Origin of the sequence: Psychrobacter sp. AOP22-C1-C5 (assembly GCF_052378885.1) — a bacterium.
GTDB lineage: Bacteria > Pseudomonadota > Gammaproteobacteria > Pseudomonadales > Moraxellaceae > Psychrobacter.
In genome coordinates, this window is record NZ_JBQSYC010000005.1 from 76,681 (window position 1) to 90,119 (window position 13,439).

10 protein-coding genes are annotated in these 13,439 nt (G+C 43.4%); 5 read left to right on the forward strand and 5 right to left on the reverse strand.

Annotated features, from left to right (window positions below; genetic code table 11):
• Positions 1-48 precede the first annotated feature (48 nt).
• From ACT3TH_RS08590 to ACT3TH_RS08605, 4 genes are all read right to left on the reverse strand, one after another.
• Entirely contained in the window at positions 49-1,194 is a 1,146-nt protein-coding gene (locus tag ACT3TH_RS08590) for a multidrug resistance efflux transporter family protein (protein WP_444755432.1), read from the reverse strand.
• Between the two features lie 60 nt (positions 1,195-1,254).
• Positions 1,255-1,980, reverse strand: coding sequence for a 7-carboxy-7-deazaguanine synthase QueE (gene queE / locus ACT3TH_RS08595; RefSeq protein WP_444755433.1), 726 nt, complete (start codon positions 1,978-1,980; stop codon positions 1,255-1,257).
• Positions 1,981-2,391: 411 nt separating this feature from the next.
• Positions 2,392-3,213, reverse strand: coding sequence for a 2,3,4,5-tetrahydropyridine-2,6-dicarboxylate N-succinyltransferase (gene dapD, locus ACT3TH_RS08600; RefSeq protein WP_444755434.1), 822 nt, complete (start codon positions 3,211-3,213; stop codon positions 2,392-2,394).
• A 148-nt stretch (positions 3,214-3,361) separates the two neighbouring features.
• Positions 3,362-4,318 carry an alpha/beta fold hydrolase gene (locus tag ACT3TH_RS08605; protein WP_444755435.1) on the reverse strand — a complete coding sequence of 319 codons (957 nt, stop codon included), beginning with the start codon at positions 4,316-4,318 and terminating at the stop codon, positions 3,362-3,364.
• A gap of 529 nt (positions 4,319-4,847) precedes the next feature.
• On the opposite strand from ACT3TH_RS08605, the gene ACT3TH_RS08610 reads away from it, so the two are divergent.
• Genes ACT3TH_RS08610 through ACT3TH_RS08620 form a run of 3 tightly spaced genes read left to right on the forward strand, consistent with a single transcriptional unit; the run spans position 4,848 to position 8,422 of the window.
• Positions 4,848-5,870, forward strand: coding sequence for a TAXI family TRAP transporter solute-binding subunit (locus ACT3TH_RS08610; protein WP_444755436.1), 1,023 nt, complete (start codon positions 4,848-4,850; stop codon positions 5,868-5,870).
• Positions 5,851-6,390, forward strand: a complete 540-nt coding sequence (locus ACT3TH_RS08615) for a DUF1850 domain-containing protein (protein ID WP_444755437.1) — start codon at positions 5,851-5,853, stop codon at positions 6,388-6,390. The genes ACT3TH_RS08610 and ACT3TH_RS08615 overlap by 20 nt, the downstream gene beginning before the upstream one ends.
• Positions 6,365-8,422, forward strand: coding sequence for a TRAP transporter permease (locus ACT3TH_RS08620; RefSeq protein WP_444755438.1), 2,058 nt, complete (start codon positions 6,365-6,367; stop codon positions 8,420-8,422). Before ACT3TH_RS08615 ends, ACT3TH_RS08620 begins: the two co-directional genes overlap by 26 nt.
• A gap of 112 nt (positions 8,423-8,534) precedes the next feature.
• On the opposite strand, the gene lipA is transcribed toward ACT3TH_RS08620, so the two are convergent.
• The gene (gene lipA, locus ACT3TH_RS08625) at positions 8,535-9,578 is read right to left on the reverse strand and encodes a lipoyl synthase (protein WP_444755439.1); all 1,044 of its coding nucleotides are present in this window, start codon (positions 9,576-9,578) and stop codon (positions 8,535-8,537) included.
• Between the two features lie 541 nt (positions 9,579-10,119).
• Here lipA and acnB point away from each other — a divergent pair.
• Together acnB and ACT3TH_RS08635 are read left to right on the forward strand one after the other, a co-directional pair.
• A complete protein-coding gene (gene acnB / locus ACT3TH_RS08630; protein ID WP_444755440.1) occupies positions 10,120-12,723 on the forward strand; it encodes a bifunctional aconitate hydratase 2/2-methylisocitrate dehydratase in 2,604 nt (867 codons plus the stop codon).
• Positions 12,724-12,921: 198 nt separating this feature from the next.
• Complete coding sequence (locus ACT3TH_RS08635; RefSeq protein ID WP_444755441.1) at positions 12,922-13,362, forward strand: DUF805 domain-containing protein; 441 nt, start codon at positions 12,922-12,924, stop codon at positions 13,360-13,362.
• Positions 13,363-13,439: the final 77 nt, after the last annotated feature.

Sequence of the window (13,439 nt, forward strand, 5' to 3'; positions counted from 1 at the left end):
AAATTTATACCGAGAATTTAAAGAAAAGCCGTGTGTTCTAAGGGAGTTTTAGCCATCTTTTGCAAACAGTATTAGGCCTATTATAATCAGGCCGATACCAAGTAAGCCCATTGCTGGTGGCATAGAGTTGTTGAGCAATAACATACCCCCAATCAATGCAAATATCACTTCACTGGCTTGGGTAGCATCTACCCCAGCAACTTCACTTGAAGTTTCTGCTTTTTCGCGGGCATACAAAAAGATGCTGGTTGCTCCCACACCTGCCAACAACGCAACGAGCAACGTGTTAAAGAGTTGTGAGGTGTCTGGCATATTAGGATGAATGACAAGACCTAAAAGTAACCAAAATGGCAAACTACCGAGTGTCATCAGCCACACTTTGTTAAAAGCGTTTTGTAATAAAGTAGTTTCAATCGCAGGTATGCGAGCGATCAAATTTTCTAAAAATGAGGAAGGCGGCTGTTGGCTAGCATAATTGGCATTTGAGGTATTGGCTGTGTGGTCGATATCAGATGGCAAGACAGGTGCCTCTGTGATCAGTGCGTTTGTGTTTTCGCTCATCTGACTTGTTGGAATGGTTCCTTCTTCAGTAGACAGCGAATCAGCATGCCGCTTACGAGTATTATAAGAAACTTGCCAAACCAACTGATTACCAATAGGATAGCTAAATGCTGCTACTAGGGCAGGCAAGGCCCCATAAAGAAGCATGTCTTTCATAGGTGCTGCATTAGTATCCAATACAGAAGCCGCATGTAGACCTTCACTTACGTTCACCATGACCACACCAATAAACACTAACAGCGCATACACAATGAATTTTTTGTCAAATCGTTGCCCAAATGCGAGTAACACCAGCAAGCTTGTGACAACAGTGAACATAAAGGTTGCGGCGACTACCCACCCTGCGACATGGTCAGCCGCGTAGCAAATGCCCGTATAAAAGATACCAAAACCAATACTGCCTGTAATACACCAAAAGCCCCAATGCTGACGGAAGATAGTCGTTAATTCTTTGATACGCCCAAAGCCGTGCTGCATCACAATGAGAGCAGTGACAATCACCCACATAAAGACATAGCGCAGACTGGCTGACCAAAACCAGTGCCCACCGGCGGCGCTCATGACCTCATTTAAGATGAACGTCGAGCTAAAAAACGCACCCGCCAATAAGCCCAATAAAATCAGTTTGACCATACCTGTACCCTTATCCTTGGTGCCTTAACTATTAAGATCGTCCATTTAATTTTTTGGTTTTTATTTGCCTTTGGCGTCGGCCCAAATAATCTTATGCAATTGCAACTGGAAGCGTACGGGTAGGGCATCAGCCAGTATCCATTCAGCAAGCTCGCGTGCTAATACTGGCACGTCGGGACCGATTTCTGTATCGACATCCTCTGCAACATTAAACATAGGAGAAAACCAAACGGTACCGACCAGTGTGTCTAGGTTATGTTCTGCGAGTTTGGCTTTTGCCCAGTCGTAGTCTGTACGGTTCATAATGACGAATTTAATCTGATCGTGCTGAGTCAGCCAGTCAAGGTTTGACCATAAGTTTTTGTCGACTTCGCCTGAGCTTGGTGTCTTAAGGTCCATCACTTTACTGACCGCTGGTGGCACGTTTTCTACTGTGAGCGCGCCCGCTGTCTCAAGAGATATCTCATAACCATCGCTAAGTAGACGTTTCATCAGCTCAATCGCATTTGGCTGAGCTAACGGCTCACCGCCTGTCAGGCAGATGCGCTTGCAAGGATAACTTTTAATGGTCGCGATAATAGCTTCTAGTGACTGACGTTCGCCGCCAGTAAAAGCATATTCAGTGTCACAATAGACGCAGCGTAGCGGGCAACCGGTAAGGCGCACAAATATCGTGGGCAAGCCTGACGTCAGTGCTTCCCCTTGTAAGGAGTAAAAAATTTCTGTTAAACGCAGACCCGCTTCAGGGTCAGTGACGGGAATGGCGGCATTACGTAAAATTGACATAGTAGGACACAGTATAAGAGTAAGAATAAAAAAGTTAAGGGCGAAGGAGCAAATCCATATTCGTCACTTTTGGGGCCGTCATTATACGCTGATAGTGAGCAGTAAGCCTTATTTTGCAAAGAGTAACATATTTTATGTATTCAAATCAGGATTGTCCCAGTCAGTATTAGGGCGAGTCAGTCAATCAAGTCCGGCACGCCGCTCTGAGACGACATTTTCAATCATATTATTTAGCATTTCTTGCGGATTTATGCGGGCATTTACGCAAGCCAAGTGGTATCGACTATGACAAATTATAAGATCATAATGATTTCTATAGCACAACTAAAATGACGGACAGCATAAAGGTGCTTAGAAAACTCTAAGCACCTTTTATTGAACATACTAAAATTGATTAAATGCTAATTAAAATTAGTCTAAACGTAAAAGCTCGTTTACCGCTGTTTTTGCACGCGTTTGTGCATCTACTTTTTTCACGATAATAGCGGCATATAAGCTGTGCGTGCCGTCTTCTGACGGTAAGCTGCCTGGTACGACAACCGATCCTGCTGGTACACGGCCACGATGAATCTCGCCTGTTTCGCGGTCATAAATACGCGTAGATTGACCGATGTAGACGCCCATAGAGATCACAGCGCCTTCTTCGACGATTACGCCTTCAACGATTTCAGAGCGGGCACCGATGAAGCAGTTGTCTTCAATAATAGTTGGGTTGGCTTGTAGTGGTTCTAATACGCCACCGATACCAACGCCACCTGACAAGTGGACGTTTTTGCCGATCTGAGCACATGAGCCAACGGTTGCCCAAGTGTCTACCATTGCGCCTTGATCGACGTAAGCACCAATATTGACATACGATGGCATCAACACTGCACCTGCTGCGATGTATGAGCCTTTACGGGCAACTGCTGGTGGTACTACGCGCACGCCAGCTTCTTTAAATTGAGCTTCAGTCCAATCAGCAAACTTAGTCGGTACTTTGTCATAAAACTGTACATGTTCGCCCGCTGCCTGAACGTAGTTGTCGTTTAGACGGAATGACAATAACACCGCCTTTTTTGCCCACTGATTGACGACCCATTCGCCGTCCTTTTTTTCTGCAACGCGCAAGGTGCCGTTATCTAATTGTTCAAGCACTTGCTCGACAGCATCACGGACGTCTTGTGGCATTGTGCTTGGGCTGTATTCGTTGCGATTTTCAAAGGCTTGTTCGATGGTTTGTTGTAATGACATAAAATTTCCTAAAATTGATGAAAGGTTAATACAAGTAAATATTATAGTTAAATGACCCGTATGATTTGGACTAAAAACTCGACTGCCATATTGTCGCTAATTTGGCGACTTTTAGCAAACCTGCCGGGCACAAACATCGCCGCTGATCCTAATTATCAGCAGTAGCGTCCTCTAACCACTCTAAAATATCTTGATAGACAATTTGATTGTCTTTTTCATGTAAGGGCTCGTGGCGCATATCAGGGTATAACTGAATATCTACAGTGCTAAAGTTTTGCTTATTTAGGCGAGTGACAATTTTACGAATGCCTTTGCCCATATTGCCAATCGGATCATCTTCACCGCTGATAAACAACATCGGAAAGTTTTTAGCAATCGTTGTAGACCAACGTTTATTCAAACCCGCTTGCATAAGTGCAAATAATGTCATAAAGCCATTATTGGTAAAAGCAAAGCCACACAGTGGATCCGCTTCAAAAGCTTCAATGTTGTCCGTATTTTTACTTAGCCAAGCAAATGGTGAAGTAGAGGTCCGATCGTTGAGTTGGAGATTGAGTACTTTATTCATGACAGTAGCCAGCACCGTATTTGGCTGTCTGGGTATGACTTTTGCCAGTAGTTTGTTGACTGGCAATAGCACTTTGGTCAGCGGGTTGGCATCTGCCGTTCCCATAAGGATTGCACCCGTAAAATTGTGCGCGTGATGCTTGAGCACGTTGCGTACAAGAAACGAACCCATAGAATGACCCATGACAAAATGCGGCACATTAGAGTGTCGCGCTTTTAATTCATCTGCCATTACGATGACATCTTTTAGCAGTGATTGTACAGGATGTTCTTCACCAAAAAAGCCCAAGTCTGCTGCTGTTTTAACGGTTTGACCATGGCCTAGCTGATCATAAGTTGCTACTGCAATACCTTGATCTGCTAAAAATTGAGCAAAATCGGCGTAGCGACCACTATGTTCTGCCATACCATGCACAATCAGCAAAGTGGCTTTTATAATAGTATCTTTATTACTTGGTTCAAAGAAATAATGATGTAAGTAGTGGATGTTATCAGAAGATAGAATATGGTCGTTACTCGTATCAGGGTTGGTACTCATCTCGGGTTCCTTGAAAGGTTTTGATTGTTTGTAATTTTAATAGACATTACGAATAAAAAGTTCAAGTAGGGTTTTAAACATATCTGCGTATTATACGTCGCATCATGCATGATTGTACTAGATGCTAGTAATCGTTTTGTTTTTTTAAACCGTTTTTTTAAAACCGCTAATGTAAATTGAGAAATGACTTCAAGATATTTTATATCAATTACAGCTGCTATATGATTTTAAAAAAGTCAGAGGCTCATTTGGCCGTTTATAAAGGTTTACAATGTATCTAAATTTTGCTTAAATGGTTTAACTAATGAAACTTTGTTTCGCTTAGCAGAACATCTTATATAGTATTTATTGGTACTTTTATGCGTTTTTTGCTTTAGATAAAGCATATGGTATGTATAAGAACCATAGATAAAATAACCTGTGGCTTATTTATCAAAACAATTGCTATATTATTACACGTCTGTAATGCATTAATTGAACCATTGATGCAGTTAGAGTTATTAACCCGATTACTTCAAGGATGAATTCGATGCTCAACTCTCTAAAATCCCCATTACTTTTATCAGCCATGTTAAGCGCTATTTTAGGGCTAACGGCATGCTCATCTCCAAGCTCTGAAGGCACTGACAATACGGGTGCTGATAGTGCTTCTACTGGCGATGCTGGTGCGGATAAACTTGATACCAAGTTCCTCACCATCGCTACAGGCGGCGCATCTGGTCCTTACAACATCATCGGTACGTCATTATCAGAAGTTTATGTCAAAACCTTTGGGGTGAATTCAAAGACGCAAACCACAGGCGCGTCAGTCGAAAACGTCAATTTGTTGACCCAAGGTAAGGTCGATATGGTGCTTGCGCTGAGTGATGTGGTCACCGACGCCGTCGAAGGTACAAATAATTTTGATAAGCCAATAACGAACATTCAACAGCTTGCTGTTCTATATCCTAATGTTGTGCAAATTGTCACGACCAAAAAGTCTGGCATCAAAAACATCGAAGACTTAAGAGGCAAGCGCATTGCGGTGGGCGACCAAGGCTCTGGAACCGAAGTAAATGCGCGAACATTATTAGAAGGATTTGGTATTACTTATGATGACGTGACCGTCGACTACTTAAGTTTTTCTGAAGCGGCTGATGGTATGAAAGCTGGTAAAATTGAGGCGGCATTCTTCAGTAGTGGTCTACCAAATTCATCATTGATGGAGCTAGAGCAGGGCTTAGACTTACAGCTGGTGACCATCAACCAAGACAAACTAAAAGAAATCATTGAGACAAAACCTTACTTCAAAACCTTTGAGATCCCTGCGGGCACTTATGGTAACGAAACAGCTGTTCCAACCGCTGCCATCATGAATGCGTTATTGGTCAGCTCTGATTTGTCTGAAGCGGATGGCTACAAACTGATCAAAGCGTTGTTTGATAACTTAGACGGTCTAAAAACGGCGCACCAAGCAGCCAACGACATCAGCCTAGAAACTGCTCGTGAGGGTATGGTTGCTCCTATCCATCCTGGCGCGAAAAAGTATTATGATGAACAAGCTGCCAAATAAGCAGCTATGGTTGTGTATTGGCGCAGTGCTGATTTTAGCGCTGATTGGATTGATTTTATGGTCTTTGTTTGACCGTCATTCTGTCGTTGAAGTACGCGTTGAAGGCAGTGATGGGGCAAGTGACAAGGTTTGTTATTTTGTTGAACCTAACTTCCAACTGCGCTGGATGCATTCTGTAGAAAAACAGTGGTGGGAAGAGCAGTACCAGCGGCAAAATGATGGATTGCTCTTGACCACTACTTATTTTGAGGCTTTTGGTGCAGGCACGCCTTCTACTGAAACGCTTGCGCCCATACAAAAACCTGGGTATCTGGGGTATCAAATCAATGAAAAGTTGCCCAGCCTTAATTGGGTAGTATCAAGACTGACTAAAGGCGAGATTGATTATGATAATCATCGGATTCTCATTCACCGATGGGTACCAGACTATTCCGAAGTAACGATCATGCCTACAGCGTATGGTTTCATTGATAGATTTAAAAAGGACTTGTGTCATGAACTCCAAAGGGACGGCTCATAGCAATGATTTACCCATACATTCCAACACTGATTCTGAGACTAATGTCGACGCTGAACTTGAGGTGCAAGCCCATAATAGAGCTATATTAGAAAAATACGATCGAGAGTCAATCACGCGGCACATCACCCAAGGGCCAGTTAAATATATTATCGCTGGGCTCTGCATTTTCTATTCAATTTTCCATCTATACATTACCTTTAATCCGATGCCAGCGTTGCTACAGCGCTCTGTGCATGTGGGCATTGGTTTTGCGCTGATTTTTTTGATTTTTCCAGCGAGTAAAAAAAGCAGTCGTAAGCGGGTAGCATGGTATGACTGGGCTTGGTTTGCTTTTTCTTTATCTGGAATGGCTTATCTTATCTATGAATATCAAGACATCGTGACCTCGCGTGGCGGTATGGCAAATCAGATGGATGTGATATTTTCGCTGATTACTGTGATCTGTGTATTAGAAGGCAGTCGCCGTATTACAGGTTGGATTTTGCCTATATTGGCAGGCATATTTTTGGCCTATCCGTTTGTGAGTCATTTGGATTTCATGCCAGATAGGCTGCTTACGCGTCCTTATGATATGGGCGATATTTTTGGTCAATTGTTTTTAAAAACGGAAGGCTTGTATTCTGTTGCGATTGGCGCGTCAGTTACGTTTATCTTTTTGTTCATTCTTTTTGGCGCGTTCTTGGCACGCTCAGGAATGGGTCAGTTATTCAATGACTTGGCACTGGCTATCGCGGGACACAAAAAAGGTGGTCCGGCAAAAGTGGCGGTCATTTCTAGTGGCTTTATGGGTAGTATTAACGGTTCGGCGTTATCAAACGTGGTGAGTACAGGTGCTTTTACCATACCTTTGATGAAAAAGGTCGGTTATCACAAGGATTTTGCTGGTGCCGTTGAGGCCAGTGCGTCTGTTGGCGGACAAATATTGCCACCGATCATGGGTGCCAGTGCTTTTATTATGGCTGAGACCACAGGATTGCCTTATAGCACGATTGCATTGGCAGCATTGTTACCAGCGATATTGTATTATCTCGGCGTCATTGCACAGGTGCATTTTCGTGCTGGACGCCGTGATTTAAAAGGTATTGCTAAAGAAAGCTTGCCCGCAGTGAAAGAGGTGTTAAAAGCGCGCGGTCATATGTTACTACCGATCGTCTTTTTGATTTTCTTATTAATCAGAAATGTACCAGTGGGCTATGCAGCTGCTTACACCATTGGTTTTACCGTCGTGATTAGTATGTTACGTGCTGAGACTCGCATGAGCTTTTCTGACATTTTGGGCGCTCTAGAAGATGGTGCTCGTCAGTCGCTTGCGGTAATGGCCGCCTGTGCGGTAGTCGGTATTATCATTGGGGTCGTGAGTCTGACCAGTTTCGGTACGGTGATGACCTCATCTATTGTGACCCTTGGGGCAGGATCGTTATTCTTGACGCTGATCTTAACCATGTTGGCATCTATGGTCTTAGGTATGGGGCTGCCCTCTATCCCAGCATATATTATTACGGCGACTATGGCTGCACCTGCATTGGCTGGGTTTGATGTTCCAATCTTAGCGGCGCATATGTTCGTATTTTACTTTGGTATTTTTGCTAACATTACACCGCCTGTGTGTTTGGCGGCCTTTGCTGGAGCGGGAATCTCTGGCGGTGATCCGATGAAGACTGGGTTTTTGTCTCTTAAACTTGCTCTCGCCGGATTTATCGTGCCGTTTATGTTTATCTACAATCCAACGATGCTAATGATAGACCCGACTGGCCTTGCGGTAACAGCCAAAGATTTCCCGCTACCGCCTATTTTAGATATTATCACGGTAGTTGTGACTTCGGTCACTGGTGTCATCGCGCTTAGCTCGGCATTGGAAGGTTATTTTAAAGGTGACATGAATCCTCTAACCCGCGCTATTTTGGCTATTGGCGCGTTATTATTGATTTATCCTGAAATTACTACGAGTTTGGCAGGAGGCATCATCGTTGTTGGTATTGCTTTGTTCAACATCAAGACGAGTAAGACACCAACAAAACCTGTGAGTGTTTAACGGTTGAGTAGCGACTTTTTTAGCGCTATAAAAAAAGGGTGGATAACAATATCTGTTATCCACCCTTTTCATTTCTTAGCCAATACTTTATTGCTAATCATTAAGCCATTAATTAACAGCCAAGTTTGCCTTCTGCTTCTAAGGCTTTTTTGCTACGGATTGGCGCTGGGCAATCTTCGCCATAATACTGACGATCAGCGAAGTAGCTTGAGCGTACCATTGGGCCTGCCCAAATGCTAAAGAAACCAATCTTTTTGCCATAATCCATATAACGCTGGAATTCATCTGGATGGACGTAACGATCCACTGGCGCGTGATTCTTACTTGGTTGTAAGTACTGACCAACCGTGATCATATCGACGTCATGTGCTTTTAGATCATCAAGTAGCGCATAAATCTCTTCTTCAGTCTCACCAAGACCAACCATAAACCCGCACTTGGTAGCGATATCAGGACGACGCTCTTTATACAGTTTGAGCAAGTCGAGTGAATGCTGATAGTCAGAGCCTGGACGGAAAGCCTTATACAAGCGTGGCACCGTTTCGATATTATGGTTAAAGACATCTGGCGGTGTTTCTGTCAGTAAGTCCAATGCGATATCCATACGACCACGGAAATCTGGCACCAATATCTCAATCAAGCAGTTTGGGCTAAGTGCTCTTGACTCATTGAGTACTTCTACAAAATGACCAGCACCGCCATCTTTGAGATCATCACGGTCAACAGAAGTGATCACCGCATATTTAAGCTGTAGGCCTTGAATGGTCTCAGCAGTATGACGTGGCTCATCAGCATCTAATGCATTTGGGCGACCATGACCCACATCACAGAACGGACAACGACGCGTACAGATATCGCCCATAATCATAAAGGTCGCCGTACCATCAGCAAAACATTGCGGTAGATTAGGGCAGGCGGCTTCTTCGCAGACGGTATAAAGCTTTTGCTCACGCAACGTGGCTTTAATACGCGCAACCTCAGCAGGCGACGACATTTTTACCCGAATCCAATCTGGCTTTTTCTTTGCCTCAACGGTTGGGATGACCTTAATTGGGATACGTGCAACTTTGTCGTAGCCGCGCAGCTTCTCGCCTTGGATGGCTTTTTTGGGTTTGGCCTTGGCGGCAGGGACGTGTGTTTGTACGGCAGTTGTCATAATAAATTTATCTCTTAACCCTTTATAGCATAAGGGTTTATGGAATTATTAGCATGTTTTCTGAGTAGAAGTATTATAGCAGAAATTTAGAGACCGATTTTTACTCAATATGATTAAGATTGCGATGTAATTAAGAGTACTATGACGCTTATATTTCGCATAGTTTTAAATATCAATATCGATATTCAACTCATTCAGCATTTCTATGGCAGCATGGAATGCTTCTTGAGAACAGTATAACCATCATATGGTATTTGCTTTGGCATAAATCAAGCAGCTATTGCCAAAAGTAGTAATCTTGATTCCAATTGTAAAATATGAATAATAAGAACAGCATCAATCATATTTTTGATAGTACTATTTTTCTACTAAATGTCCAATATGGCCCTATTACGTGCCTTTTCAAAGTTCAGCCATTAACATTTAGAGCGTTTTAAGCTATGATTGCACGACTAATTATTCTACATAGTACATAGGCGCAGGCTGTCATGTTGACTACCCACGTAATGTACTAATCCCCCAACTGACGAGGACGACTATTGTGTTAGAAGCTTATCGTAAACATGTCGAAGAACGTGCTGAGCTAGGAACCGTACCACTACCACTTAATGAAAAACAAGTAGCAGAGTTGGTTGAACTATTAAAAAATCCACCAGCAGGCGAAGACGCTTTCTTAATGAACCTGCTAGAAAACCGTATTCCTGCTGGTGTTGACCAAGCAGCTTATGTTAAAGCGGCATTTTTGGCAGCGATTCTTAAAGGTGAAACGTCTTCACCGCTTATCAGCAAGCAAAAAGCCGTTCAAATCTTAGGTACTATGCAAGGTGGCTACAACGTTCAACCATTGGTTGCTGCATTAGATGATAGCGAAGTTGCTCAAGATGCAGCTGATGCGCTGAAAAAGACATTGCTAGTGTTTGATGCGTTTAATGACGTGACTGAAAAAGCAGAAGCAGGCAACGACATCGCAAAAGGCGTTGTTCAGTCTTGGGCAGATGCTGAGTGGTTCTTGAGCCGTAACGCTGTACCTGAAAAAACAACGTATACTACATTTAAAGTGACTGGCGAAACTAACACGGATGACTTGTCACCTGCGCAAGACGCGTGGAGCCGCCCTGACATCCCATTGCATTCATTGGCTATGCACAAAAACTCTCGTGATGGCATTACTGCTGACGAAGAGGGCGTCGTTGGCCCAATGAAGCAGATTGAAGCGTTAAAAGAAAAAGGCCATCCATTGGCTTATGTTGGTGACGTCGTTGGTACTGGCTCTAGCCGTAAGTCTGCGACCAACTCAGTATTGTGGCTTATGGGCGACGATATCCCGAACGTGCCAAACAAACGTGGTGGAGGTCTAGTATTGGGTAACAACATTGCTCCTATCTTCTTTAACACCATGGAAGATTCAGGCGCATTACCGATTGAAAAAGTTGCCGTTGATAACCTAAATATGGGTGATGTGTTTGATATCTATCCGTATGAAGGCAAAATCACCAAGCATGACTCTGACGAAGTATTGTCAACGTTTGAGCTAAACTCGCCAACATTGCTTGACGAAGTTCGTGCTGGTGGCCGTATTCCACTAATCGTTGGCCGTGGTTTGACCAATCGTGCGCGTGAGTATATGGGTCTTGGTCATTCAGACGTATTTGCTAAGCCAGAAGAACCAGCTGATACTGGCAAAGGCTTTACGCTTGCACAAAAAATGGTTGGTAAAGCTTGTGGCCTAGAAGGCGTACGTCCTGGCATGTACTGTGAACCAAAAATGACCACTGTAGGCTCTCAGGATACTACTGGTCCCATGACACGTGATGAGCTAAAAGACTTGGCATGTTTGGGTTTCCAAGCAGATCTCGTTATGCAGTCATTCTGTCACACGGCTGCTTATCCAAAGCCAGTTGACGTTGAAACTCAGCACACACTACCTGATTTTATCATGAACCGTGGCGGCGTAAGCTTACGTCCAGGTGATGGTATCATCCACTCATGGTTGAACCGCATGCTACTTCCAGATACTGTCGGTACTGGTGGTGACTCGCATACCCGTTTCCCAATGGGTATCTCGTTCCCAGCCGGTTCTGGTCTGGTTGCATTTGCTGCAGCGACTGGTGTCATGCCATTAGATATGCCTGAGTCTGTCCGTGTGCGCTTCGTTGGCGAACGTCAGCCTGGTATCACCCTACGTGACTTGGTTCATGCGATTCCTTATCAAGCCATCAAAGAAGGTCTATTGACGGTTGATAAAAAAGGTAAAATCAACGAGTTCAACGGCCGTATTCTTGAGATTGAAGGTCTTGAAGAGTTAACCGCTGAGCAAGCGTTTGAATTATCTGATGCGTCAGCTGAGCGTAGTGCTGCTGGTTGTACCATCACATTATCTGAAGCGTCAGTGACTGAGTATTTGAACTCAAACATCACTTTGCTTAAGTGGATGATCTCAGAAGGCTATGGCGATGCACGTACTATTAGCCGCCGTATTGAAGCGATGCAAGAATGGTTGGCAAATCCAAGCCTTTTACGCGCTGACGAAGATGCCGAATACGCCATCGATATGACGATCGATATGAGCGAGATCAAAGAGCCAATCCTTTGCTGCCCGAATGATCCAGATGATGCCAAAACCTTGGCTGATGTCGCGGGTGATACCATTGATGAAGTATTCATTGGTTCATGTATGACCAATATCGGTCACTTCCGTGCCGCTGGTAAATTACTACAAGACGTACCAGCAGGAAGCTTAAAAACTCGTCTATGGATTGCACCGCCTACTAAGATGGATGCACGCCAGTTGATGGAAGAAGGTTACTACAACATTTATGCGCAAGCTGGTGCTCGTACTGAGATGCCTGGTTGCTCACTATGTATGGGTAACCAGGCACGTATCGCACCGAAGTCTACTGCGGTATCGACGTCTACGCGTAATTTCCCGAACCGTTTGGGTCAAGGCGCTAATGTTTATCTAGCATCTGCTGAACTTGCAGCTGTCGCAGCAGTACTTGGTAAATTGCCTACGAACGAAGAGTATCAGCAATATGCTGGTATGCTAAACAGCATGGGTGATGAAGTGTATCAATACATGAACTTCGACCGCATGGAAGACTATACGGAAGAAGCAGACAAAATCAACGTAGCTCAGTTGACTTAATCTTGGTTAAAAATTAAGTTAGCGTTTTTAAGTTTTAAAGAAAACCCCGTATCGTAATGATGCGGGGTTTATTGTTTGACCATTAAAAATATTTTAATAAACATTTGCAAACTTTTATTGAGTGCTTATAATCAGGGTCATAAGTTAGACATTTGTACGTGTAAACCCTGCCTTTAGAGACAGTTAACGATAAATTTAATGGAACCTAAAAATATGCTTGATAAAGCAACACCGCCACCACTACCAAAAACTATGAATCCAAGTAGTTACAATATTGAAGAGAATTACGGCATTATTGACTGGTTTAAAAAAGGAATGCGAAATTACGTTAACTTTTCTGGTCGCGCTCGTCGTAAAGAGTATTGGTATTTTTTATTGATGCAAATAATCTTGATCATCATTGCGATGGTGCTAGATACCATAATATTTGACTCAGAAATTGGTTTATTTTATTTAGTAGTAGCGCTTGGTCTATTTTTACCGGGTGTTGCCGTTACTATACGCCGATTGCATGATACCAGTCATTCAGGGTGGTGGTTTTTGATATCTCTTGTACCGTTAATAGGTATTGTGTTAATCGTATTTCTTGTTAGAGAAACCAAGTTTGAAACCAATCAATGGGGCCCGCCAGCCAAGTAAGTTGGATAGTATTAAACATTTCAAGCCGTATTCAAAATACCTCGAAATATAATTTTTAGATAATAAAAACCCAAAAG